Genomic DNA, 26730 nt, shown 5'->3' on the forward strand with positions numbered 1-26730 from the left:
AGCATTAGAAATTTAAATGAAGGCTTACCCGATATCTGTCCTTGTCGACGTTTGGTAGCCCCGTATAATTTAACCGACGTATATACTCAACGCGCAGTAGACGGAAAATATTATCAATACCTACTTTTCCCTCCCAATATGGAATCTTATTATCGAGAACGTGTGTCATGATATGGCCATCGGCATCTCTGTCAAAATGAACCACATCTTTACTGATATACGGGTTATTAGCATCGCTCAGCCGTCCATAAAACATTTTACCCCCCCAAATCTCCCGTAATTTAAGCTTCTTGATTAACGGAATCTTATTCAATATAAATCCTTCCAGTTGATGTTCAAATGCGAAACGGATATATTCGTCTGCTACAAACTCCATACTGCGCATCATCGAGAAGTCTATTTCATGGCGTGTGTCCTCATCCCGGAATATATTCGGCATTTCTAACAATGGATAAGGTAATGTGCCCCAGATTTTTCCTCCGCTCAACGTGGCATCGGCGAACCCCAATTGATTCAAAAAGAAGCGTTTTGACACAGAAGCACGTACAGCGTCAAATGCATAATCACCGTTCCAAAAACCTTTTAAGCCTCGGTTATATTGAAGATTAAACACCGGATATTTCTCTATAATCGTATTTCGTGTCAAATTACGGTAGTAGAATTTTTCCTTCGGAGCCCATCGTAGTACAAATTCCACTTCATTGGTATTTATATTGGAAATATTGTAGGGGTCATCACCAGACGAAATAAACTCCAAGTCACCTATTGCTCTCCTACGATGGTGGATAAAAGAACTTTGCAAGCTCACATGGTTGCCGAATTCTATTAAATGTTTAAGTTGATAGGCGTATGCATCCATCCACTTGGTCGGACGATTGCTTCGTATAGACTGAAAAAAGCTATCTCCCTTTTTAAAGCCAAGCGATCTACCCGGATCAAAAATATCATGCTGCACAGCCACTTGCAGGTAGTGGGCTGGAAAAGTAGCGACAGATTCACCATTTAACGAAAATGTCGGTCGGACAAAATATTTCATTTCGCCATCTTGCGTTCCATACGCCAAATAACCCTCAATAAACAATTTCTCCGAAAAACCAAGCGTCGTCCGTCCGCTAAGACGTATGCGATTGCCCTCTATATTATTCCGTGAATACAAATATTCCAATGGTCCAAATTCAACAGGCCCAGCCGGATAGAATCCTTGTGCCAATAGATAGCCGACAGCGAGCATTGTCCTAAATGTACGGTTGTTGTTCAGTGAATCGACATTTGCATACACCCTATTTTCAACGGGCGACAACTGCACCGGGCGTTGTTGATGGACAAGTTTTTCATTTTCTTTTGCCGACGTCAATATCTCAGTAGGCGCTCCTTTAAAAACATCATCCGAAAAAGAAGGAGAAAAATCGTAATCGTAATTGTGTGTAGTCTTACGGCCATATACCGCATCGTTTCGGTTGGTACCAAACATGATGTCGACATCGCTACGAACCAAAAACATGTATTGTTCATCGTTGGGCCGGAATTGCAAATCAATCGTTATGTCATTGACCCAGTTTAAATTTGCCTCCTTGTTTGCGCGCAAGGTAGCACCTTGTACCGCAAACCGGCCATCTGTTGTAATCCGAAGCTTTCCACTAAGTAGGAGGTCCGTCTTGTTCCTCGGCTCAAAATTCAATTCTATTAAACGGCCGTCTTCCGTATCAATAGTGTCCGCGATATAATACTTATAAAAAACTGGTGCGTTGTTGGCTATCGGACTTAGGAATAATTTATTGATCAGAAAGATGTTTTCATCATAGATCTCGATATCCTGAAAGAGATAGGATAGATACGATTGAATATTATGGTTATTTACATATCGGTCATCAAAATCCGTTTGTTTGATAGATTTTACTCTTTTTTTAAAGCTTTTGGGATCATTCTTCGAATAGACATCACTAAGCTGCTCCTGCATAAATATCGTTAGCAATTTATTTCCAGGTGATGTTAATGTGTCTACATTATCGAAGAAAAACCTCAAGCTTCCCATCCGTTTATTATACTGCTCCGATGGATTTACGAGGCCAAATTGGAGTTTGTCATACTGCTGGAAGGATAGTCTAGGTTGGTTTTCCAAGCGGTTGGAGCGCTTATTCTTGATCACCTGATGAATAAGATCTACTGCTGGATTACGATTTCGATATTTCTGTCGGCGGGAGATTTCCACCGCGTCAATAACATGTTTATCGTTTTCCAGCGCAATTTGCAAATGCTCCTGTGCAGAATCAACGTGCACAAGCATTTCTCTATAGCCAACAGCCGACACGACGAGTCGCAGCGGAAGCTGACTCGTTGTCGTTAGGAGAAATTGCCCTGAAGCATCACAGGATGTACCGTCGGATGTACCACGCACCTGTATACTCGCCTGCGGAATGCCTTTCCCTGTTGCATCATCTATAACTGTTCCACTGATTTTTTGCTGAGCCACGCCTTGCTGTACAGCAACGCTAAGGGTAAATATCAACATCAACAATTTCAGCAAGCTTATTCTACTCATATCCAAAATGGCACTGCCATAAAGATACAATTTGCTTTTATTTTTGATAAAGGTTTTCTCTTCATTTTTTTCCTTGATGAAAAAAACGAAGCAAAAAAAATCAAGGCTGAATATGGTTTTGCTATTTTTCTTTGTCTATTCCTAAACAGCATGGAACTCGCTTCGCTCAAACAACATGCTGTTTGTAACGGAATAGCCTGCATAAAAATGGTCGCAAAACAATATAAGGCCGTTGGAACTCGCATAACCGAAAGACATTATTGACCACTTTTACTTCATTGACCACTTTTACTTCCGCAATTGTACTGCCCTCTATTAACATTGAATGTCACATCCGGATATTTGAGGTCTGTAGAAACTCATATTAGCACTACCCTCTTTCTCAAATATCCGAAGTGACGATTTTTTGCATTCTTTTTTCTAAAAAAAGAATTTCAAAATACTATCCGGATAAACACCGATAATCAGCGTCAGTACGGCGGCAACAACCAATACTACCTTATAACTAGTTGGCACATGTTGCTCTGTTACTTCCTCTTCCGGTTTACGGAAATACATATTGACGACTACATGCAAATAATAGTATACCCCAATTGCAGCATTAATAACAGCTAAAATTAACAACGTGATGTTATATGTTCCCATCACATTATTGAACATCATAAATTTACCCATAAAACCGGCCGTCAACGGTATACCAGCAAGCGAAAGCATGGCTAGGGTAAGTATCAGGGCCAACATCGGTTGCTTTTTCGCTAAGCCGTTGAACGACTCAAAGTTCTCTGAGCCAGTGCTACGTTTCACCAGAATAAGCACACCAAAAGCAATCACTGAAGCCAACGAATACGCCGTTGCGTATACCAGCATACCTGACGCAGAAGTTGCGCCGACAGATACGATGGCAAACAGCATATACCCTGCATGCGAAATACTCGAATAAGCCATCATTCGCTTAAAGCTAGACTGTAGCAATGCGGTGATATTTCCTACAAAGAGGGTAATAATGATAATCGTAAGCAATACCGGTGTCCAAAAGTCATGCAACGGAATCAATACTGTGCTGAACAGCCGTAAGAACCCGACAAAAGAAGCGACTTTTACAACCGTACTCATAAAGCTGGTAATCAATATCGGTGCACCATCATACACATCCGGTGTCCAGAAGTGAAAAGGAGCCGCACCGACCTTAAAGCATAAACCACAAAGCAACAGCAATACGCCGCCGTAAAATAAGGGAGAAATCTCAGAAGATGTCTGTACGTAGGCCTGCAATTCCGTTAGGTCAAATGTACCCGAAGCGCCATACAAAAGCGTGATACCAAAAAGAAGAAAACCTGTAGAGAAGGCTCCCATCAAAAAGTACTTAAGTGCCGCTTCGTTCGAAGCAAGATCCGTTTTCCGAATCCCCACCAAGATATACAAGGCAACCGACATCACCTCAATGCCGATGAACAGCATGGCAAAATTATGATAGGAATTGACCAACAACGCGCCGGTCAACGAAAAGATAATCAAACAAAAATATTCCGAGAGATAGGTGCTGATGTTCTTAAAATATTCTTTAGAAAGCAAAATAACCAATCCCGTAATCACCACGCATAAAATAGAAAAAGACAATGCTAAGCGATCAAAAATCACCATTCCATGAAATTGCGGCAGTGCTTCGCTGTTCCATCCCGCCACTAGAAAGCCTAGTGTCACGACCAATCCCAGCAGTGTTACAGGAAGCAGTGCGTTCTTTGCTTTGAACAAGCCCAGATATAACACCACCATCCCCAAGATACACAATGTAATAATTGCCCCCATAATATTCTACAATCGCTAATTAAAATTTAATTTGATTCAATAAGTTCGTTACCGATGCCTCTGACAGCTGTAAAATTGCTTTCGGCCATACACCTAAAAATAAGGTAAAAAACACGATAACCGCCAACACCAATACTTCGTATCCTTTTATATCCAATACATTTACATAACGTTCTGGCAAAGCGCCCAACATCGATTTCTGATACAAGCGCAACATATAGACCGCCCCCAAAATCAAGGTCAACCCGCCGAACACGGCATACCATACGCCATAATCAAACACACCTTTCAATAGTAGAAACTCACCGATAAAGCCATTCGTCAACGGTAAACCCACCGCACCCATCAGAATAATAAGAAAGACCGTTGCCAAACGAGGGGTCTTGCTCGCCATTCCTCCCCATTCCGCCAATGTACGCGTTCCTGTACGCTCCTGTAAGATATCAATGATAAAAAATATCCCCACTACACTCAAGCCATGGTTCACCATCTGGATGATCGCTCCTTGCAACCCTTCGAGGTTCCACGAAAATACGCCAGCTGAAATAAGTCCGACGTGTGCAATAGAAGAATAAGCGATCAGACGTTTAGCATCCTGCTGTTTAAAAGCGATTATAGAAGCATACACGATCCCAATAACACAGAGAACCATCACCACTTGGCTATAAGCCAATGCACCAAGCGGGGCAACCGGTAATAGCCAACGAATCAATCCGTATACTCCCATTTTAAGCATAATACCTGCCAATAGCATTGTTCCCGCTGCTGGTGCATGCGTATAGGTATCAGGTTGCCAGGTATGGAACGGGAAGATTGGAATCTTGATGGCAAATGCCAGGAAGAATGCCCAGAATATCCAGCGCTGTGCAGACTCCGATAAGTCCAATGCCACGAATGCACTCCATTCAAAGCTTGGCGTTACACTTTGATTGTACAGATAAATCAGCGCCACCAACATCAACAAGCTTCCAAAGAATGTGTAAACAAAAAATTTAAGATTAATACGAATGCGGTCGCCATCGCCCCACAACGCACAGATAAAATAGATAGGAATCAAAGCCACTTCCCACCCAACATAGAATGTGAAAGCGTCTAACGCCAAAAATACAAGCAATAATCCGGCTTGCATAAAAGAGATCAAAGCGAAGAAATTACCTTTATGCGCTTTACGAAACGAAGACAATACAATGAGTGGAATTAACCCATTTGTCAACAATAACATCGGTAGGCTGATACCATCTATGCCAATATGAAATTGAATTCCCAAGGACTCCACCCACATCCAACGCTGCTCGAACTGTATACTCGCATCCGGTATGAATCCGCACAAAAAAGGGATAGAAAGCCCCAATTCAAGCAACGCAGCAATTAATGCTATCCATTTTGCCCGTATTGCATCCTTTACAAAACATAATACTATTGCTGAAATAACAGGTACTAATAGTAATATAAATAGGTTACTCATTGTTTAATTGTCAAAATTATATACTAAATACGGCATAAAGTAAGATCGCAATCACACTGATCACCATCATCATGATATAAAAGCCCACATGGCCGCTTTGCCACTGCCTTACTCCTTTTCCAGCTCCAATAAAGAAGTTGCCCACCCCATTTACAAATCCATCTATTCCCGAGCGATCTACGTATTTATAAAAGCCAACCGATAATCTGTTCAATGGCTGCACAACAAGCGCATCATAAAACTCGTCCACATATAATTTGCGAAAGGATAGCTTATGCAATCCTTTTGAAGCTTGTGTATCCGCTGTAGGGAGCGTTTCTTTTCTTACATACCGGTTGTAAGCAACAAAGGCCATAATCAAAGCACCACCGGCAGAAACTCCCATCAACAGGTACTCTGTACTATGACTTAACGACAACGTTTCTGCATGCGCACTCCCCGCTTCAAAAATCGGTGCCAAGAATGCCGCTAAGCTATGATGTCCACCCAATGCTTCCGGGATATTGATAAAACCACCAATTACAGATAGCACGGCCAAAACAACCAGCGGCACAGTCATTTGCCAAGGGGATTCATGCAAATGCTTTTTCTGTTCTTCTGTTCCTCGGAACTTACCGAAAAATGTCAGGTACAACAAACGGAACATATAAAACGCTGTACATAAGGCAGTCAAAAAGCCTATCGCCCACAAAACAGGTTGGTGCTGAAACGCATGCGCCAATATCTCGTCTTTGGAAAAGAACCCAGCAAACGGCGGAATACCACTAATTGCAATCGTTCCAATAAACATCGTGATAAACGTGATGGGCAGCGCTTTTCTTAAACCACCCATTTGGCGCATATCCTGCTCATCGTGCATGGCGTGGATGACCGATCCTGCTCCAAGAAACAGCAATGCTTTAAAAAATGCGTGCGTCAGAACATGGAAAAAAGCCCCGGTGAACGCACCTACCCCGAGGCCCAGAAACATGTATCCCAATTGGGATACCGTAGAATATGCCAATACCTTTTTAATATCAGTTTGTGTAATCGCTATAAACGCAGCTAATAATGCGGTTGCTAACCCGACAACAGCCATTATTTCCATGGTCACCGGAGAAAGCGTGAATAAGATATTCGAACGAACAACCATATAGATACCTGCTGTTACCATGGTGGCCGCGTGGATTAAGGCAGATACCGGCGTAGGACCTGCCATCGCGTCGGGTAGCCAAGTAAACAACGGAATCTGGGCAGACTTGCCCGTTGCGGCTACAAATAACAAGAGCGTGATGATAAGTAGCATAGAACTTCCCACCGGCATGCTTGCGGCAGCGGCAAATACCGTTCCGTACTCCAAACTGCCAAAAGTCTCCAAGATAAAGAACATCGCAATAAGAAAGCCCAAATCCCCAATACGGTTCATGACGAAAGCTTTCTTGGCAGCCGAGGCATAAGAAGCGTTTTTAAACCAAAATCCAATCAACAGGTAAGAGCAAAGTCCTACACCTTCCCATCCAATAAACATCACCAGGTAATTAGAACCTAACACCAGAATGGTCATGAAGAAGATGAATAGATTGAGGTAGGCGAAAAATTTTCCAAATCCCGCATCGCTAGCCATATAGCTGCACGAATATAAGTGAATCAAAAAGCCTACACCCGTAATAATCAAGAGCATAACAGCACTCAGCGGATCCGCTAAGAAAGAAAGTGCTACATGCAGTTTACCGACCGTAAACCAGTCGAAGAGATGTACATATATTTCTCCGGAAGCACCGGCTTCGCGTGCTGCGGCGATTTCGAAGTAAACGAACAAGCTTAATACAAAAGAAGCGAGTACCACCCCACAGCCGACTATAGCCGTAAGCGCTTTCGGCACACGATTACCCATTAATCCATTTATTACAAAACCTATAAAAGGTATCAATGGGATCAGCCAAATTAATTCAGACATACAATTTCTTACTAAAAATTCTCCTATTCAATTACCAACGCAATTTACTCAACGATTCAATATCCACCGATTTGGTATTTCGGTATACCATGATGATAATCGCCAGGCCGACAGCCACCTCTGCTGCCGCCAACGCCATGATGAAAAATACGAATACCTGTCCTGTCGGATCGCCCCGATAGGCGGAAAAAGCCGCCAACAACAAATTGACAGCATTCAGCATCAATTCGATGGACATCATAATGATGATCACATTCCGACGGATAAGTACGCCCGTAACACCGATAGCGAAAATGATACTACAAAAAATAATGTAGTGGTTGAGTGGAACACCCTGAATCTGCGTTACAATATTCTCCATTATGCTTTTTTAATCTCTTTAACTTCCTTTTTTGCCAATAATACCGCTCCAATCATCGCTATCAGCAATAAAATTGCCGAAATCTCAAAAGGCAACAAGAACTCATTAAACAACACGTTCCCCAAATGCTTCACGAGTCCAATATCGGTATTGCCGGTCACGATCTCATTGGATGGCTCGATTACGCGCAAAGCTCCCAGAAGTGTCGCAAACAGGCACATTCCTGCGATAACGCCCATAACCTTCACCAAGTTAGACTTCATGGGTTCCGTATCCTCGTTGAGATTTAGGAGCATGAGGACAAATAAAAAGAGCACCATAATTGCGCCCATATATACAATAAAATTGACTACTGCCAGAAACTGCGCGTTCAGTAAAATATAATGAACCGTCAGCGTAAAAAACGTAACCACCAAATACAGCACGCTGTGTACTGGATTTTTGGTGAAGATCGTCATCAACGCGAAAAAAATAGCAACAAAGGCAACAAAATAAAATAGGGACATGCTAGTTTGTTTTTTCCGGGTTTAGTTTCGTAATATCAAATACAGGCTCGACTAATTTGTCTTTCCCGTAAATAAAATCCTTTCTCACATAATCTGCCGTCACATGTGGGCCATCCAGATAAATTGCTTCTTTCGGACATGCCTCTTCACATAGACCACAAAAAATACAACGCAGCATATTGATTTCATAAACCGCCGCGTATTTTTCCTCACGGTATAGGTGCTCTTCTTCTTTTGTGCGCTCTGCAGCTATCATCGTAATCGCCTCTGCCGGGCAAGAAAGTGCACAAAGTCCACAAGCTGTACAGCGCTCACGTCCCTCCTCATCACGCTTCAACGAATGCAGCCCACGGAAATTTTTCGAATAAGGTCGCTGCTCCTCCGGATATTTCACCGTTGGAATTTTCTTAAAAAAATGTCGTATCGTAATACCTAATCCCTTTGCAATAGCAGGCAGATACATGCGTTCCCAAAAATTCATGGGTTTCTGCTCGATAACTTTCTTTCTATTTGATAAAGATTGCATAGTCTTAAAAATAAGTATCCTTCACCACGATCACCACTGCAGTCAAGACAATATTTGCTATCGCCAGCGGAATCAATATCTTCCACCCCAGTCCCATCAACTGATCATAGCGGAAGCGGGGCAGTGTCCAACGTACCCACATGAAGAAAAAGATAAAACCAAAGATTTTAAGGAAGAATACCAACACGCCAATAATGGTGATCCAGTTCTCCGACAGCCCTAGTTCGTACATGAAAGGAAAGTTATACCCTCCAAAATACAAGGCCGCCATTAGCGCAGAAGAGACAAACATATTGATATACTCGGAAAACATATAAAGACCAAGTTTCATCGATGAATATTCGGTATGGTATCCTCCGATAAGCTCTGTTTCACACTCTGGTAAGTCAAACGGCACACGATTACATTCCGCGAATGCACACACCATGAATATTAAGAAACCCAATGGTTGTGCCCAAATGTTCCAATTGACAAATCCCGACTGTTGGGCAACAATTTCCCCCATAGATAACGTTCCGGTCACCATCAACAGGGCGATAATAGAAAGCCCCATCGGAATCTCATAGCTAATACTCTGTGACGCCGCACGAATAGCTCCCATGAGCGAAAACTTATTATTTGACGCCCAGCCTCCCAACATAATACCATATACACCCAATGCGACAACACCAAAGATATAAAGTACACCGACGTTGATGTCTGCAACCTGCAAAACCACCTCACGTCCACCTATTGTTAGCGTCTGCCCCCAAGGAATAACGGCCGAACTGATACAGGCCGTGATAATCGCCAAAGTAGGCCCTAATATAAACAACGGTTTATGTGCCCCTGCCGGAATAATCTCTTCTTTAAAAAAGAACTTACCTCCATCACAGAGTGGCTGCAAAATTCCTCCAAATCCCGCCCGGTTGGGTCCGTGGCGATCCTGCATAAAGCCGGCTATTTTACGCTCCGCTAACGTCGAGTACATCGCTATTACCAAGGAGATCGTGAAAACAATCACCACTAAAATCAATTTTTCTAAAATAAAAGCTCCTTCCATGTCTTTCCTTTGCTTACTTTAAACGTTCCGTCCTTGCCAGCTGCTCTTCATTGGCTTCCTGTAATTGCAGGTTCTTTTTGATCACCGGTGGCGGATTGAATACGTCATAGTGATTGGCATCGATGACCGATTGCTTGCTGATTGGGGCAGGTTCTTCCAATACCCAGTCAGCTGTTTTCTTTTTCTCAAAACGACAGGTATCACAGATAAACTCTTCCACCTCGTTATATTCATCTTTACGGGCTGTTACACGCAAAACCTCCTCGCCTTTATACCATAACGTAACCTTGCCCGAACACGTCGGACAGTCGCGGTGTGCATCTACCGGTTTAGAGAACCAAACACGATTTTTAAAGCGGAATGTTTTATCGGTCAATGCTCCGACAGGACATACGTCAATGACATTTCCGATAAAATCATTGTCCAGTGCATTCTCGATATAAGTCGATATTTCTGCATGGTCACCCCGGTTGATAATACCATGTTCACGTTGTTCCGTGAGCTGGTTAGCCACATAAACACACCTGTAACACAGAATACAGCGATTCATATGTAACTTTATCTTATCGCCTATATCGATAGGCTCAAATGTGCGTCGTTTAAACTCATATCGTGTTTGAGAGACGCCATGCTCGTAACTCAAATCCTGCAGCTTACATTCTCCTGCTTGGTCACAAATTGGGCAATCCAGTGGATGATTGATCAATAACATCTCCACTACACCTTTGCGCGCTTCCAACACATCCGGCGACGTGATATTCTGCACTTCCATTCCGTCCATCACAGTCGTCCTACAGGAAGCGACCAATTTTGGCATCGGGCGCGGGTCTTTCTCCGACCCTTTGGAAACCTTCACCAAACACGTACGGCATTTTCCACCGCTACCCTCCAGTTTCGAGTAGTAGCACATAGCAGGAGGCACAATGTCCCCGCCGATTTGACGCGCCGCGTTCAATATCGTCGTTCCTGGCGCTACTTCCACCGGAATCCCATCTATCGTTACCTTAAATTTTTCGTCTGCCATTTGTTTATTTCTTTAACTCTCCACCCCGTCACTCTTCACTCATTACTCCCTCGGTCACCAATCCATAATTTCTTGTCTGCGCTTCCTGCGGGTTCAAAATATGCCATTCAAATTCATCCCGGAAATGCCGTATGGCACTTGCTACCGGCCAAGCCGAGGCATCTCCTAACGGACAGATGGTATGTCCGTCAATTTTTTGCTGGATATCCCATAAAAGATCAATGTCGGAAATATCGCCATATCCATACTCGATTTTGTGCAATACCTTTTCCATCCAGCCTGTTCCTTCCCTACATGGAGAACATTGTCCACAACTTTCGTGATGATAAAAGCGCGTAAAGTTCAGCGTGTTACGCACGATACATTGATCCTCATCAAACGCAATAAAACCACCAGAGCCCATCGCCGTACCCGTTACAAAACCGCCGTCCGCCAACGACTCATACGTCATCAGTCGAGGTTCGCCTTTTGCTGTCTTTAGCGCGAGATGAGTCGGTAAAATTGGCACCGATGAACCACCCGCAACCACGGCTTTCAAACGCTTTCCATTTGCTATACCGCCACAATATTCATCAGAATAAATAAATTCTTCCATGGGCAAGCCCATTTCAATTTCGTATACTCCCGGGCGTACCAAGTTACCCGAAGCCGATATTAATTTCGTGCCCGTACTGCGCTCGATACCGATTTTCGCATATTCTTCTCCACCATCATTTATAATCGGCACAGTTGCGGCGATCGACTCTACATTGTTTACTACGGTTGGGCAACCGTATAATCCTGCTACCGCCGGAAAAGGAGGCTTAATCCGCGGATTGCCTCGTTCGCCTTCAAGCGATTCCAATAATGCCGTCTCTTCCCCACAAATATATGCTCCCCCTCCCGGTTGAACATGTATTTCCAAATCGTAGCCTGTACCCAATATATTTTTACCTAGAAAACCGGCTGCTTTCGCCTCTGCGATTGCCTTTTCCACAATGCGAATCTGTGGCATCATCTCCCCTCGGATATAGATATACGAGGTATTTGCGCCCAGTGCATAACTGGAAACGATCATGCCCTCAATCAGTAAATGAGGAATATAGGTCATTAGATACCGATCCTTAAAGGTACCAGGCTCTGATTCATCCCCATTACAGACTAAATAACGTGGAACACCTTCCGGCTTCGCCAGAAAGCCCCATTTCATCCCTGTGGGGAATCCTGCGCCACCACGTCCACGAAGTCCAGACTTCTTAACCTCTTCCACTACATCGTCTGGCGACATCGTCTTGAGAGCCTTTTCCACTGCACGATAGCCTCCCTTTTGACGATAAACCTCAAAAGTATGGATATCCGGAACATCAATATGTGCCAACAATAACTTACGTGCCATACTTATATCGTTTGTGCTTTTTGCTTCAATTCATCAATCAATTGATCCACTTTCTCTTCCGTCAGGTTTTCATAAAATGTATACTCCGGGCCAATCTGCAATACCGGAGCAAAGCCACAAGCCGCAACACACTCCACACCTCTCCAAGAAAATAGACCATCCGTCGTTACTTCTCCCTCTTTAACACCCAGCTTATCTTCTATATGTTGCATGATGCGTTCAGCTCCTACTAAACAACAAGGGCCTGTACGACAAATTTCCAACACATATTTACCTTTAGGTTGCAGAAAAAACATGGTATAAAATGTGGCGACCTCATATACTTCGATGGGCCTAATATCCAGATAAGCAGCAACCTTATCCATCGCATCTACACTGAGCCAGCCGTATTCGGCCTGCACCAAATGTAAGATGGGTAAAAGTGCTGATTTCTGTCTGCCTTCCGGATAGCGCGCCACCACTTCCGCAAATTTCTCCAACAGCGGCGCACTAAATTCCACAATCATATTTTCTTTAACACTAAGCATCTAATTCTCCTGCTATAACGTTTAAACTACTCATATTGATAATCGCATCAGAGATAAGCATCCCACTGCTCATGGGTGCAAACATCTGGTAATTGACGAAAGATGGCCTTCTAAAATGTAAACGATAGGGTGTGCGCCCTCCGTCGTGGATAAGATAGAATCCTAATTCGCCATTTGCTCCCTCAACCGCGTGATAAACCTCGGATTTCGGTGTTTCCCATTCGCCCATAACAATCTTAAAATGGTAAATGAGCGCCTCCATATTGGTATATACCTGTTCTTTTGGTGGCAAATAAAATTCCGGCACATCGGCATGAAATACCCCCGCAGGTTCTTTTTTTATCTTTTCCAACGCCTGCTCGATGATGCGCAGCGATTGCCACATCTCATCGTTGCGTACCATGAAACGATCGTATACATCCCCATTTGTCCCTACGGGAACATCAAAATCAAACTCTTCATACGACGAATACGGCGCAGTAGCACGTACATCATAATCTACACCCGTTGCACGAAGAATCGGGCCTGACCAGCTGTAGCTCAATGCGTCTTCCGGAGTAACCGCTGCCACACCCGAAGTACGTTCAATAAATATCCGGTTACGGACAAACAGGTTTTCAAATTCTTTCAACACCGGCGGGAAACGTTTGAGGAACTCTTCTGTCTTGCGGAACGCAATCTCGTTAAAATCACGTTCGAACCCGCCGACACGCCCGATATTGGTAGTTAAACGCGATCCACATATTTCCTCATAAATTTCGTATATAAACTCCCGTTCCTGCATCACATAGAGGAATCCTGAGAAAGCCCCCGTATCCACACCTAATATACCATTACAGATTATATGGTCCGCGATACGTGCCAATTCCATCACAATGACGCGCATGTATTGCACCCGCTTCGGCAGCTCGATGTCCAATAACTTCTCCACCGTCATGTGCCATCCCATATTATTTATCGGAGACGAACAATAGTTCAGCCTATCCGTCAATGGTGTTATCTGGTAAAAAGGGCGGTGTTCCGCAATTTTCTCAAAAGCACGGTGTATATAACCTATCGTAGAAACACCGCTCACAATGCGTTCGCCATCAATCTGCACCACGTTCTGGAAGACTCCGTGCGTAGCCGGGTGTGTAGGCCCAATATTGAGGGTAATCAATTCATCCTGTGGGTCGTTATCAAAGAATACGGACGCATTTGGTGTTATCTTGGTTATCGGTTTACTCATCTTTACTCTCCTCTAGGGTTTAACGTCCAAAATAAAAATCTTTTTTATCCACCCGGTTTGGATCCTCGAGCGGATATTCCTTGCGCATGGGGAATACTTCCAATTCATCCATATTTAGAATCCGTCGCAAATCAGGATGTCCTTCGAACACTACACCAAAAAAATCATAGGTTTCGCGTTCCATCCAGTTGGCGCCATTCCATAGCGGAGTAGCCGAAGGAATTGTTGGCGTAGGCCCACTGATAAACACCTTTATCCGCAGACGCAAATTCTGCAATAGATTATGTACATGGTATACGACACAGAAATCGCGCTCCTCATTCGGATAATGCACCGCCGTAATATCTGTCAAATAGTTAAAACGTAAAACTGCGTCATCCTTGACAAAAGCAAGCACATCCAAGATAGACGCTGCTTCCGTTGCTACCGTCAACAAGCCATGCGGTTCAGCCACGACACGCACCTGTTCCCCAAACTGCTCCTGCAGACGATCTATAACGATTTGATTATTCAGCTTATCCATTATCTGTCACTATTCCGTATTTTTCCAACAATGCCTTGTACTCTGGCGTATTCCGGCGGTTCAACGATTCATTCTTCACGATTTCCTGCAATTTTAATACACCGTCCAATATCGCTTCGGGGCGTGGAGGGCATCCCGGAACATATACATCCACCGGAATAATCTCATCTATACCCTGCAATACCGAATAGGTATCAAAAATCCCCCCGCTGGAGGCACATGCACCGACCGCTATCACCCAACGTGGCTCTGCCATCTGCGTATAGACCTGCTTTAATACGGGTGCCATTTTTTTAGCTATGGTCCCCATCACTAACAGCATATCCGCCTGTCTTGGTGAGAAGCTCGGACGCTCAGCCCCAAAACGGGCCAAATCGTACGTAGACCCCATGGTTGCCATAAATTCAATCCCACAACACGAAGTCGCAAACGGCAGTGGCCATAGGGAGTTCGCCCTAGCCAAACCGATCACTTTATCTAAAGACGTCGCAAAAAATCCCGCTCCTTCCACACCCGGAGGAGCTTCTGCCAATGTCACTTTACTCATGATTCCTTTCTTATTTTCACAAACACTAATCCCACTCCAACGCACCGCGTTTCACCTCGTAGATCAAGCCAAGGACGACGATACCTAGGAAAATCCCCATTTTCCATAGGCCATCCATACCCATCTCCCTAAAATTAACCGCCCAAGGATACATAAATATAACCTCCACATCGAAAACGACGAACAAGATGGCGGCCATAAAATACTTAACGGAAAAAGGTTGTCTTGCGTTACCGATTACCTCAACCCCCGACTCAAAAGCCCCCAGTTTATTCTCTGTACGAACTTTTGGTCCAATCAAATGTGTACCGATAATAGTTAAAACACCAAATGCCACGGCAACACCCAGTTGTATCAAGATGGGTATATAATCTATTGGAGTGCTTTCTAAGTTTACACTTTCCATAATATCAGTTTCCTATTTTAGTTCTCTTCCTAACAAATATATCACTTTTTCACCACAAAAAAAGGGGCTCTGAACAGCCCCTTTCTTATTTGTTATGATTCTAAATTACAGTTGATCAACGAATTGTCCGGCGAACTCGTCATCCGGGCTAACCTTAATAGTTTCCTGGAAATGTGCCTTCGCTTTTTCAGTTTCTCCTTTCAAATAAAAGTAGTAACCTAGGTAGTTATTTGCATCGACAATGTACGAGTTCAATGTAGTTTCAGGTATCTCTGAATTCTTTACCTCTTGTAACAATCTGGTGAAAGAGTCTACAAATAGTCCTTTTGCATTTTCAGGGTCATACATTACGCCATCCAATGCCAGTTCAGACAAACCTTTATAGTATAAAGAATTCACTAAATATTTCTTTTTTACATCCTCTTTATCCGTTGAAATAACGATACCGAACGATTTAACAGCTTCATCAAGCGTCGGCTTTGCTGCTGCGATCTTCTGTGCACCCAACTCCGGTGTTACCTCTTCACCTTCTGCCGGAGATACTAATCTAGAACCTTTGGTGTACTGACCAAGCCCTATAAAGTAATTAGCGTCATAGTAATAATCAGATGAATCCTGCGCAGCCGGTATACGGAAAATCTTAACCGCTTCCTCTACCTCACCATCCTGGTATTTAGCAAATGCAGTCTCTGCAATCTCTGTTTCCAAGTTGTCTTCTTCTGTTTGTTTCTCCACCGCTTGTCTCAGCAACTCTTCGCCCCTTGTTGTATCACCTGCACTCAAGTTTGCCAATCCGGCATACAAATAGTCACGTGGGATCAAACGCTCCGGCTGTACTTTTTCGAATAAGATATTCATATTCTCTGCAGCTTTTGCATAATCCTTATCTTGATTATAGGCGATATATCCCAAATAACGGTAAACTTTAGCGTCTACACCCGGCATATTAGCCAATTCCTCTGCAACTGTTTTCAATTCTTCGTAATTACCTGAATACACCAAGAAGTCAGCATAACGTGTTTTTGCCTCTACTGTAGCATCACCTGTTAAGCTTAGGTATTTTTGATAAAATTCCAATGCTTTTTGGTTAATCTCACGGTAGTCGTCTTCTGGCGCTTTCAGCGAAGATAGATAGTACGTTTCTGCAAGTTCGCGATAAAGCGGTGCATAATTCGGGTTCTCGCTCGACAACTTCGTCAACGACTCTATAACCACATCATATGCTTGTGCTCTTCTCGAAATCAAAGCCTGTCCAATTTTCGGAGCCAATAAACTTTCATCAAGATATTCGGCATCACGGTAATTTACAAACGCTTGGCTACTTTCGCCCATACCGGCATATGCATCACCCAATGCGATCAAAATATCCGGATCTTTCTGGTTTTTCTCTTTTGCCTGCGTTAGGTATTCAATCGCTTTTGTATAATCGGGCTCTGGTGCTTTTATATAGGCCTGACCAACATAAAGCAATGGTAAGTATTCTTTTCTACCTAAACTAGAAACAGCTGTCGAAAACTTTGTTTCAGCCGCTGCTTTGTCGCCTTTCATCAAGTCGACAATACCCAACCCTACGTTATTCAATTTTTCTTTAGGTGCATTCGTCACCCCTTGGTTAAATACGTACTCGGCAGAATCAATTTTATCGTTGATCAAGTGAATTTGCCCAAGATAAAACCAGTTCTCTCCATCTTTCGCCTTCTTCTCTACCAAGTTCTGAAGCATACCTTTTGCTTCATCATATCTCTCTTCAGCTATAGCGGCCTTGGCATCCTTTAAACTCTGTGCGCTTACAGACCCAATCGTACCCGCCAGTAATAGACTTAAAAATAATTTGCTTTTTGTCATAATCTATTTGTGTTCTATTTTTTCCTTTTTTTAACTAACTACCCACGAATTTAACATGAATTATCGCAAATCTAAACGAATTATACGATTTTTTGTTTTTTATCCGTGTCTTTTTATTTGACTACCTTTTTATACAAATGTTTAAATATCACAAAGAAATCTCGTCCCTTATAATAATATCCCGTCCTGGCATCGTCGCGGGCACCAAACCGGATTTCAATACGATACGTTGCCCTCTATCACCAGTCAGAAACGCAGAAAAACCTATCCCCAACCCTAAATTAGGCTGATAGTTGAGCACGTAAAATGTACGGCGCAGCGGATACTGCTCTGCTGCAATAGTGGACTGGTTGGGCTTATAATAATTATTATCCGCCCCCTCTCCAATCGTATTCTGCACGCTCAAGATACGAATATTATTTTTATTTGGAAATGAGGAAATCAAATCTAAATAGACATTATACCCCAAAATCCCGATTTTTTCCGGGTCACTTGCTACTGCCTCAAGCACCTTTTCGCTGCCACCTTGTGCTTCCACAAAATTAGATGCAACTTTTTCCAATTTACCTAAATCCTTTAAGTGTCTAAACGCACTGGAATTAAGATTATCAAAAACAATCTTTTTACGGTCGGCACTTTCTCCCTTCATCGCATTCACCAAATATTCAATAGTAACGGTCGTATCTGCAAGTTTAGTATTGTTGATCACCACAATTGCATCTGTCCATACCGGAAATATCCGCGGTTTAATCGAACGTTTCTTAAAATAATCATTTTCCGTTTCATTCAATTCCCGCGCTAATACGGCCACGCCCGCCTCCTTGGACAACATTTCCTGAATAGCCAACAGTTCCGGTTTCACAATAAGGTTCAACCTGGCATTGGGATAAGCCGACAAAAACACCTCCTCCTGTTCTTTCACAAGCGGGTAGACCGTTTCATCTACAGCCACGTTAAGTACCCCCACCAAAACATCCTCTTTGGGTGTAGTTTTTTCTACCACCGAGCTATCGCCCGTTGCAGATTCATTTTCCGTCCGAGAGCAACGCGAGCAGCCTGCCATGCTTAGTAGTACTACTGCTAAAATGCCTATGTTAATTAGTTTTTTCATCAAAAATTATTCTGCCACAACCGAGCAAAGCGTAAAAATGAATAAACAATGAGCAGGATGCCGAACATATTCTTATACGTCGGGTCGATATTAAGCGGAAAATTATCCCAAAAAATAACTAAGATGCCTAGAATAAAATAGAAGCCAAACATCGCTAGCCCTAAAATAGACAGAAATCGCTTTGTTGGCGATTTCTGACTAAATTTTCTTGTGTTGTTACGCAGACTCATGCTTATTGTTGAAGATTCAATGTAATAGGCAAGGTGTAAGCTACACGCACTGGACGACCATTCTGAATACCCGGTTTCCAAGGCTTTGCTTTTTTCAACACATTCACTGCAGCTGTTCCTGTACCATACGACAAGTCTTTTACAACTTTAATGTCCGTTAAGCTACCATCACGCTCTACAACGAAGGAAACGACAACTTGACCTTTTACCCCAGCATCAATAGCCCCTTGCGGATAACTATAGTTACGTCCTACCCACTCGCGGAAAGCGTTCAGGCCGCCGTGTGGTTCGGGGTTCACCTCTACCGCGGTAAAGATTTTGTCTGCGCCGCCATCTGGATCACCAGTAGCGCTACCCGTAATTTGCCCTTCGACCTTCTTCGGACCAAATTCTCCTGTAGGCACACCCGAAGCTCCTTTTGTACCTTTTAAGGTAATACGTGCCGGTGTTTTATTTTCTTTCTTAATTTCCTCTTGCGATACCACTTCCTCTTTTACCTGACTTTCAGGCACCACCTTCGGCTCCGGGAAACGCACCAAATCTTCTGCTGGCGGTTCCTGTGCGATACGTTGAGGTGGTTCTTCCTCCTGTGGAAGTGGTTCTTCTTCCTCTTCTTCAGGCTCCGGTATGTCCAAATCTTCCAGTGTCACTTCCGTTATTACGGGAGCTTCTTCCACTGGTTTATCCGGAAACACCTTAATGTTAAACATTTTTGGAGCACTCAAAACAAGAACAATCGAGACAATCGAGAATAGAGCTACATTGGTTGCCTTTGGAGCAAACTTCCGTAAGTCATAGGCACCATACTCTTTATTTCTATTCGCAAAAACGACGTCAAGCCATTCTTTTTTGAATATATCTAATTTAGAACCAAACATATTTTACTTAATTATGCGATTAATCGTTAAAAAGACCTTCGCTTTTCAACACTTCTATTTCGTCACTATTGATTTTTGAAATCATGTAGCGTTTTACATCCACAATCCGCATCTCGTCCAAAATATCTACGAGATTACGTTGTACAGATTTTTCGCTCGGTCTGATCACAACAATCAAATCTTTACCTCCTGCACGCTGAGGAACCTCTTTCTGCATTCTGAGCAATACTTGACGAACGCCCTCCTTACCATAATCTATCGTAGTAGGTGGATAGATGGGTTTCGCCAATTGACCATAATACCAAGAGATTTTATTATCCGATCCCAGCAAGAGTGTGATGGAACGATTATCTGCAATTTCCAGGTTATCGTTTTGATCCATTTTGTTCTTATCCGGCATCGCCACATCCATTGCCTGCGGGGTATTTAGTGACGTTGTCAGCATGAAGAAGGTAATCAATAAGAAGGCTAAGTCTACCATGGCGGTCAAATCGACCTTACCACCGGCTTTCTTGGCTCTTACTTTACCACCTTTTTCGCCTTTACCACTATCTTGATTTAATTCTGCCATTTTCTTCTCGTTTATGCGTTTAATTATCCTGTCTCAAACCGGTCACAAAACTAAATTTGTTTTGTTTCTGGTTACGTAGCGTCTCAATAATCAAGTTGATCGCCGGATATTTCTCTTCGGCATCCGCTTTTATCGCTACTTTCATCGGTCCTGGATCCACATACCCTTTTTCGCCTTCACGTGAGCGGTTGAACTCGATTGTTGCCCGACGCGCCTCCTGTACCCAAGAATACAGTTCGTTTGAGGCTGTCTCTGTACTATCTACAGGAATGCCCGGCTGTATACTTTCTGTCCGTTGATCATTTGGCAACGAAAGCAACTGACGTAAATTCCGCACAGGAACGCCAAACTCGTCCAACTGCTTAAATTTCTCGTATTCCTCTGCAGAAAAATTAATACTATATTTCTGCGATATATTCTTTAACGTGAGTTCCCGCACATTTGGGTTCTTCATACCGAAGAATATTTTGCCATTTGCCACCGAAATAATTCCCAAACCATCATCTGGCAATTTTTCCGGGCTTGTCGAAGCTGGCGTATCTACCACCAATACTTCGGGCTGGCGTGCTGTTGCTGTCAATACGAAGAATGTAAGAAGCAAGAACGATACGTCACACATCGCTGTCATGTCGATGGAGGTACTGGCTCTTTTTACTTTTGCTTTACCCATTTTCTTTACTTCCTTTAATTAATCCTTATTCGTTTTACATCTATGATGCATGCTCTTCACAAATTCCATAAAAGAATTTGAAAAAACATCTTTTTCTTATTTGTGGTTTGCCGCGTACGTTTGTACGATAGAGAAACCAGCCTCATCGATAGAATAAGTCAATTTATCTATTCTCGCTGTTAAGATATTATAAAACACGATAGCGAAAGTAGAGGTTGCGATACCTGTTGCCGTATTGATTAAGGCCTCGGAGATACCGTTTGCTAACTGAGCTGAATCTGGAGCACCACCTGTTGCCAAGGCCGCGAATGCTCTAATCATACCTGTTACCGTACCCAATAGACCAACCAACGTACCGATAGATACTAATGTCGCAAGAACGTTCATGTTTTTCTCTAACATCGGCATTTCCAACGCAGTTGTCTCTTCGATTTCTTTCTGGATAGCTACGACAGATTTTTCTGAATCCATTCCAACGTTAGCTGAAACATCTTTATATTTCAACAAGCCGGCTTTTACTACGTTTGCCACAGAACCTTTTTGTTTGTCACACTCGGAGATAGCGGAATCAATGTTACCACCGTTGATCAAAGACTGGATTTTTCTTACGAAGTTACCTACGTTACCTGTACCGGAAGCTCTACCAATAACGATAAAACGCTCTACAGCGAATACCCATACCATTAAAAATAGACCTAAAAGGACAGGTACTACGGCGCCTGCATGATAAACCATTCCGAAATAGTTACCAGGAAGGGGTTGATTTTCTGGATTGTTGTCGATAAAGTTTGAAGGATCTCCCATTACAAATTTATAAACGACGAAACCAATCACAAAACAAATGATGATTGCTAAACTCGCAAATAAATTACCTGAATTTCCGCTTTCTTGTTTTTTAGCAGGAGCAGTAGTTTTTGGTGCGTTTGCCATTTTACTAATTTTTAGATTTTTACTGTTGTTTAATATTTAATTGTTTAATTCAATTTGTGCAATTCAAAAGCACTTATTCTGCCATAAAAGCAAAACAAATATACTATTTTGTGTTAAAAATAAAATTTTCTTGACATTAATTTATACATCTTTCAATGCGTCACATATTAGTAAACCATCAGCGGTTCCGTGTCCTTCCTAATATGATATTTGCTATACGGATTAACGTTAATACCGCGCTAATATTTTACAATGAAAACCATTTTTTTTGGTTTATGCAAATTAAAACCCCATTAATAAAAAAAAATAAGTAAGTATTTACTCACAAAAACCCCGGCTACTTTCGGCAGAAACCTGCATCAAACAATTGTCATAATTTCTACGCCGACAATCAGCTCTTCGTCATATTCCGACTGGCTTTCGCGTTGTAAATATCTATCCACCAACCGATTTCACTGAATACCCCTCGCCTTTGAGCAAATCAAAGATCTTTTGTTTGAAATCGCCCTGAATCAAAATTTCGCCGTCTTTTGCAGCTCCGCCAACGCCACATTTCTGTTTTAACTTTTTTGCCAGTTCGTTCAAATCATTCTCCGTTCCTATGAATCCTTGCACAATTGTAACAACTTTTCCCTTCCTTGCCTTGCGGTCCAATAAAACCTTTAGCTTTTGCTGCGAGACCGGTAAAGTCTCTTCGTCTTCCGTACTTTCAGCGTCTACATATTCAAAATTATCCGCTGTAGAATAAACGATACCTTCAAAACGTTGCTTTTTCTTTTTCATTTTTTTACTCTTCACTCTTTAACAAATAACCTTCAACGATCTCGGTTTGATCGTGATCTCCAGCTTCTCTCCCATTTCCACAGGCTCTCCATCTACATGTACCGGACCTTTTTCGTCCCGTAGAATCGTAATTTCCTTTCCGGGGATTATTTCCACATATTCGGATTGGTCGGCACTCTTGGTGAACAAATGGAACACCATTTTTGGAAAGAGATAGAGCGGAAATTTTTTTACAATACAAACGTCAAGCAGACCATCATTGATCGATGCTTGCGGTGCGATATAAGCATTGTTACCATATTGGGGAGAATTTGCTACACTGACCATAAAGGCTTCTTTCTTGTATTCCTTCCCATCAATCAGCAATGTATAGGTGCTGGGCTGGAAATCACTCAGTACATTGATCGCCGAACGCAGATAGCCAATCGGCCCTCTAATATTATCTGCAGCAAAGCGGTCACTTACAGAAGCGTCAAAACCCAATCCAGCGATATTAAAGAAATGGCGCCCATTGACTACGCCTGTGTCAACTTCTGCCGTCTCAAATCTATTGATTCGTCTGATGGCCGCGGATTCATTGAGCGGAATCCCTAGGTAAAGTGCCAATCCGTTTCCTGATCCCTCCGGAATGATTCCCAACGGCATGTCGGTTCCCAAAATCGCAGAGCCCAGCTCATTGATCGTGCCATCGCCTCCCACGGCTATTACCGCGTCATATCCTTCCTCAATCGCCGATCTCCCTAGTTCAAAAGCATGATTAGCATGATCGGTGATCTTAAATGTCGGATCAAACTTCTCCAAGTCGAGCACTTCCAAGACTTGCTTATTGAACGCCGTCTTCTTTTTTCCCCCGGAAATCGGGTTGATAACAAACAATATTCGCTTACGTTGACGCATATCTTCATCCGAAATAGTTTAGTAAAGATAACGGATTCTTTGTTCTTTTTACGGGAAAAAGAACCAAAACCTCGCCGCTTCGGATATTTGATAGGAAGGGGTAGTACTAAAAATAAATTTCTACAGTTATCAAATCTCCGGATGCGGCGTTAAAGGTTAATCGGGGTCTGTGCAATACCGTGTATGCTCCGGTAAAAAGAAAATAGAGACACTATGTTGGTGTCTCTATAAATACGTTTACTCTTTCTACGGAATAAGCACCTCTTTGACGTCGGTATAGTTATATCTATTTGTGGCATCAAAAGATATTTGTGAGCGTGCTCCAAATCTAAAAAAATATTTTCTGCTGTAATCCGGGAAAGCCTTTTGGGCTTGAGCAGTCGTAATGGTTAATACAACGCCATCGTCATCTAATATGGTCGATGCTGTTAATCCCATTTGGGCCGGATTTAATATAATGGTATAATTCGGGCTGAAGCTAAAGTCGCCAACATATTGGTTCTCACTAACAAATAGCCGCGATTCCACCAATGGCGTACGGTACTGGGGATCTTCACTTCCATATGTAATTTTAACTTTAAAGGTTACTGTTCTATCGGCATTTAAAACAGGTTCTCCTATCCACTCTACATTGAGGATAGGCTCTACCTCATATACCCGCTCAACAACCCCTTTTATCTCCAGACGTTCTTCTTCAAGCGGCACAAACGCTCCGGACGGCTTGACGCCATAGGAACCCGAGAAAATCTTATCATTATAAAATGAGCCGTCCATTTTACAATTGAAATCATAGGGCTGGGGATTATCGTCCCAACTGTATTCCATCATTCGAATACGTATCCCTGTATTCCCAATTGCTGTCTGAAATGGCTTTCCACTGTTTTTGTCGACGAACCTCCCTTTAAAGGTCTCTTGAGGTGCCGGAAAATTGTCCTGTTCACAACCCGTGGTCATGAAGAGCAACAGACATATATTTGTAAGAAGTTTTAATGCTTTCATATCGTTAAAAGTCTTTTTTTAAAATAAATACACCGCTCATTAATACCCTGGGTTTTGTTTGCAATTCGGATTTTTTGTTATTTCCGCAGGCGGAATCATTTGATAATAATTACGACTATCAAAATTGAAGGTATAATTTGCCGCACCACCTTTAGACTCCATGTAGCGGGCATCCAGAAAATATTTGTCGGCATCTGTAGAATAAAACGGATATAATACTCTATAGCGCTTATTGCTCTGTTCGGCCTCCATAATTCTCCATCGTTTAAGATCCCAATATGTTTTGTGTTCGAATGCCAGTTCTTTTCTACGTTCTGTACGGATGGTCTCTATACTATTTATTGCACTGGGCGAAACCAAAAGTGTTGCGCCGGCTCTTTCTCTTATCTGATTGATGCAGTCAAAGGCATCTTGCCTATAATCTCCTCCACCAGGCGAAGTCGCTCCAGCTGTAAGGAGTTCATAGGCTGCCTCTGCCCGGTTCAACAATACCTCAGCATAGCGTATCTCTATCCAGCTCTGCGTCGATTTATTTCCGTTATTATCTGTCTGTTCAGGGTTAAGGTATTTTCGCAGATAGAATCCGCTGATATTACCAAAATCCCAACCAGATACGACACCACTTTCACCAGATCTCTTTTTTCTGCTGCCATCTTTCAGCGTAATCTGATTGCCCGGGTCGTTGTTGAAAGCAAAATTGCTCGAAAGCTTAAGCGGACTCGATTCATTATAGACATTTGTATAATTCACCACACTACCAGCAGGCATTAAAGGCGAAATACCATTTTGACTCGATCCCGTCCATATCCCCCTTCGTATATCAATTGTCTGCCCCATAAATTCGGACATCGGCAGAATAACCGTACCTTTCAATCGAGGTTCTGCATTGACAAATGCATCTAACGGAGATTCATACAATTTGTATTTATCGTTTGCATCCAAAAACACAAAATGACCGTTTGCATCCTTTTCGATTCCATCAAACATTTCGATAAAGTCCAAGGTAGGGCAGAGTTCCGAGTTATTTCCACCGGAAGAAGTTTGCATAGGCTGTGCCGAGTCATCAAAATTGTGCAGACTTTCGGGATCTTTGTAGTAGCGTACAAATATATTCTCGTAAGTATCTTTGAGGAAAATATTGGTGAAATTTTGCGCTTGCGCCTCGGCATCGCCAGCTACCCATTCGTCTTTATACAAGCGGTGCTTCGTTGTCTCATCCAGAATCCTACTGGCTTCATATGCAGCTTTAAAGTAATCCGTTGCCCTTTGAGACGGTATTCCGCAGATTCTGTTTCCTCTGTCAATTTCTTCAATTGTGTTATACTTGGCTATCGAACCGGCGTGTAGCATAACACGGGATTTGAATGCTGCTGCCGCATATTTTGTCGCCCTACCCTTTTGATTGTTTTCTGGAAGGTTGTTCATTGCAAAATCGAGATCCTCTCCTATAAAATCCCATATTTCTTCCTCAGCAGCACGGGGCAACAAGGTCTCTTCGAGACTTACCGAAGCCGGATAATCGATGACCATATCCACCTTAGGAACTCCTCCATAACGCTTTACCAGAGAATAATAAATAAAGCCTCGGATAAACCGGGCCTCCGCTAAATAAGTTTTAACCTCATCTTCCGAATGAAACTCCTGGTATTGCGGAAGAGTCTCCAAAAGCATATTTGCTGTCCGGATGGCTGCATACGCGGCGTCCCAATAACTTGCGTTTTCCGCATCGGCTCCCTGCGTGTCTCTTCCGAGCGCTTCGCCAGTCAATGCAGATTGTTGTTTGTATTTTGTTCCTCCATTATTAAATAGCCCGTTTGTTTCATAGTTATATCGGAAATCCTCCATAGGCAGTGTACTATACATCCTTGCCATATAACTTAAAACGCCTTCACTTGTCCCAAAAATCTCGGGATCACTGATGATATTCTTAGGTGGTATATCCAGTTTCGTACAACCGGCTACTATCAACAAGAAGAATGCATATATAAATTGATGTACTTTCATG

25 protein-coding genes are annotated in these 26730 nt (G+C 42.7%); all 25 read right to left on the minus strand.

Annotated elements, in window-relative coordinates; genetic code table 11:
* Positions 1 to 4: 4 nt before the first annotated feature.
* Positions 5 to 2539: a DUF5686 and carboxypeptidase-like regulatory domain-containing protein gene (locus H8B21_RS19120; protein WP_190315460.1), complete on the minus strand. Its 2535-nt coding sequence runs from the start codon at positions 2537 to 2539 to the stop codon at positions 5 to 7.
* A 420-nt stretch (positions 2540 to 2959) separates the two neighbouring features.
* On the minus strand, positions 2960 to 4345 hold the full coding sequence (locus H8B21_RS19125) for an NADH-quinone oxidoreductase subunit N (RefSeq protein ID WP_190315461.1): 1386 nt from the start codon (positions 4343 to 4345) through the stop codon (positions 2960 to 2962).
* 19 nt (positions 4346 to 4364) lie between these two features.
* Positions 4365 to 5810 (minus strand): complex I subunit 4 family protein, encoded by a 1446-nt coding sequence (locus H8B21_RS19130; RefSeq protein ID WP_190315462.1) that lies wholly within the window; start codon positions 5808 to 5810, stop codon positions 4365 to 4367.
* 16 nt (positions 5811 to 5826) lie between these two features.
* Complete coding sequence (gene nuoL / locus H8B21_RS19135) at positions 5827 to 7746, minus strand: NADH-quinone oxidoreductase subunit L (RefSeq protein ID WP_190315463.1); 1920 nt, start codon at positions 7744 to 7746, stop codon at positions 5827 to 5829.
* A 31-nt stretch (positions 7747 to 7777) separates the two neighbouring features.
* Positions 7778 to 8107 (minus strand): NADH-quinone oxidoreductase subunit NuoK, encoded by a 330-nt coding sequence (gene nuoK, locus H8B21_RS19140; RefSeq protein ID WP_130142591.1) that lies wholly within the window; start codon positions 8105 to 8107, stop codon positions 7778 to 7780.
* On the minus strand, positions 8107 to 8613 hold the full coding sequence (locus H8B21_RS19145) for an NADH-quinone oxidoreductase subunit J family protein (RefSeq protein ID WP_190315464.1): 507 nt from the start codon (positions 8611 to 8613) through the stop codon (positions 8107 to 8109). The genes nuoK and H8B21_RS19145 overlap by 1 nt, the downstream gene beginning before the upstream one ends.
* A gap of 1 nt (position 8614) precedes the next feature.
* Positions 8615 to 9139 carry a NuoI/complex I 23 kDa subunit family protein gene (locus H8B21_RS19150; protein WP_165294876.1) on the minus strand — a complete coding sequence of 175 codons (525 nt, stop codon included), beginning with the start codon at positions 9137 to 9139 and terminating at the stop codon, positions 8615 to 8617.
* Positions 9140 to 9143: 4 nt separating this feature from the next.
* On the minus strand, positions 9144 to 10181 hold the full coding sequence (gene nuoH / locus H8B21_RS19155; protein WP_190315465.1) for an NADH-quinone oxidoreductase subunit NuoH: 1038 nt from the start codon (positions 10179 to 10181) through the stop codon (positions 9144 to 9146).
* Positions 10182 to 10194: 13 nt separating this feature from the next.
* Positions 10195 to 11205, minus strand: a complete 1011-nt coding sequence (locus H8B21_RS19160; RefSeq protein WP_190315466.1) for a 2Fe-2S iron-sulfur cluster-binding protein — start codon at positions 11203 to 11205, stop codon at positions 10195 to 10197.
* Positions 11206 to 11233: 28 nt separating this feature from the next.
* Positions 11234 to 12580, minus strand: a complete 1347-nt coding sequence (nuoF, locus tag H8B21_RS19165; protein WP_190315467.1) for an NADH-quinone oxidoreductase subunit NuoF — start codon at positions 12578 to 12580, stop codon at positions 11234 to 11236.
* 2 nt (positions 12581 to 12582) lie between these two features.
* A complete protein-coding gene (locus H8B21_RS19170) occupies positions 12583 to 13107 on the minus strand; it encodes an NADH-quinone oxidoreductase subunit NuoE family protein (protein ID WP_190315468.1) in 525 nt (174 codons plus the stop codon).
* Positions 13100 to 14335 (minus strand): NADH-quinone oxidoreductase subunit D, encoded by a 1236-nt coding sequence (locus H8B21_RS19175; protein ID WP_190315469.1) that lies wholly within the window; start codon positions 14333 to 14335, stop codon positions 13100 to 13102. The genes H8B21_RS19170 and H8B21_RS19175 overlap by 8 nt, the downstream gene beginning before the upstream one ends.
* 19 nt (positions 14336 to 14354) lie before the next feature.
* The gene (locus H8B21_RS19180; protein WP_190315470.1) at positions 14355 to 14858 is read right to left on the minus strand and encodes an NADH-quinone oxidoreductase subunit C; all 504 of its coding nucleotides are present in this window, start codon (positions 14856 to 14858) and stop codon (positions 14355 to 14357) included.
* Positions 14851 to 15405: an NADH-quinone oxidoreductase subunit B gene (locus H8B21_RS19185; protein ID WP_190315471.1), complete on the minus strand. Its 555-nt coding sequence runs from the start codon at positions 15403 to 15405 to the stop codon at positions 14851 to 14853. The genes H8B21_RS19180 and H8B21_RS19185 overlap by 8 nt, the downstream gene beginning before the upstream one ends.
* Positions 15406 to 15430: 25 nt before the next feature.
* Positions 15431 to 15811: an NADH-quinone oxidoreductase subunit A gene (locus H8B21_RS19190; protein WP_190315472.1), complete on the minus strand. Its 381-nt coding sequence runs from the start codon at positions 15809 to 15811 to the stop codon at positions 15431 to 15433.
* Between the two features lie 105 nt (positions 15812 to 15916).
* Positions 15917 to 17656: a tetratricopeptide repeat protein gene (locus H8B21_RS19195; RefSeq protein ID WP_190315473.1), complete on the minus strand. Its 1740-nt coding sequence runs from the start codon at positions 17654 to 17656 to the stop codon at positions 15917 to 15919.
* Positions 17657 to 17804: 148 nt separating this feature from the next.
* Positions 17805 to 18767 carry a PstS family phosphate ABC transporter substrate-binding protein gene (locus H8B21_RS19200; RefSeq protein ID WP_190315474.1) on the minus strand — a complete coding sequence of 321 codons (963 nt, stop codon included), beginning with the start codon at positions 18765 to 18767 and terminating at the stop codon, positions 17805 to 17807.
* A gap of 232 nt (positions 18768 to 18999) precedes the next feature.
* Positions 19000 to 19875 carry an energy transducer TonB gene (locus H8B21_RS19205; RefSeq protein WP_148918578.1) on the minus strand — a complete coding sequence of 292 codons (876 nt, stop codon included), beginning with the start codon at positions 19873 to 19875 and terminating at the stop codon, positions 19000 to 19002.
* 19 nt (positions 19876 to 19894) lie between these two features.
* On the minus strand, positions 19895 to 20446 hold the full coding sequence (locus tag H8B21_RS19210) for an ExbD/TolR family protein (RefSeq protein WP_190315475.1): 552 nt from the start codon (positions 20444 to 20446) through the stop codon (positions 19895 to 19897).
* A gap of 19 nt (positions 20447 to 20465) precedes the next feature.
* Positions 20466 to 21116: an ExbD/TolR family protein gene (locus H8B21_RS19215; RefSeq protein WP_190315476.1), complete on the minus strand. Its 651-nt coding sequence runs from the start codon at positions 21114 to 21116 to the stop codon at positions 20466 to 20468.
* Positions 21117 to 21212: 96 nt separating this feature from the next.
* Positions 21213 to 22046, minus strand: a complete 834-nt coding sequence (locus tag H8B21_RS19220) for a MotA/TolQ/ExbB proton channel family protein (RefSeq protein ID WP_190315477.1) — start codon at positions 22044 to 22046, stop codon at positions 21213 to 21215.
* Positions 22047 to 22481: 435 nt separating this feature from the next.
* The gene (locus H8B21_RS19225; RefSeq protein WP_190315478.1) at positions 22482 to 22829 is read right to left on the minus strand and encodes a translation initiation factor; all 348 of its coding nucleotides are present in this window, start codon (positions 22827 to 22829) and stop codon (positions 22482 to 22484) included.
* Positions 22830 to 22847: 18 nt separating this feature from the next.
* Positions 22848 to 23726 carry a diacylglycerol/lipid kinase family protein gene (locus H8B21_RS19230; RefSeq protein WP_190315479.1) on the minus strand — a complete coding sequence of 293 codons (879 nt, stop codon included), beginning with the start codon at positions 23724 to 23726 and terminating at the stop codon, positions 22848 to 22850.
* A 246-nt stretch (positions 23727 to 23972) separates the two neighbouring features.
* On the minus strand, positions 23973 to 24725 hold the full coding sequence (locus tag H8B21_RS19235; RefSeq protein WP_190315480.1) for a DUF3823 domain-containing protein: 753 nt from the start codon (positions 24723 to 24725) through the stop codon (positions 23973 to 23975).
* Positions 24726 to 24764: 39 nt separating this feature from the next.
* Positions 24765 to 26729 carry a RagB/SusD family nutrient uptake outer membrane protein gene (locus tag H8B21_RS19240; RefSeq protein WP_190315481.1) on the minus strand — a complete coding sequence of 655 codons (1965 nt, stop codon included), beginning with the start codon at positions 26727 to 26729 and terminating at the stop codon, positions 24765 to 24767.
* Position 26730: the final 1 nt, after the last annotated feature.

The sequence above is a fragment of the Sphingobacterium chuzhouense genome (genome assembly GCF_014692525.1).
In the GTDB taxonomy this organism is placed as follows: domain Bacteria; phylum Bacteroidota; class Bacteroidia; order Sphingobacteriales; family Sphingobacteriaceae; genus Sphingobacterium; species Sphingobacterium chuzhouense.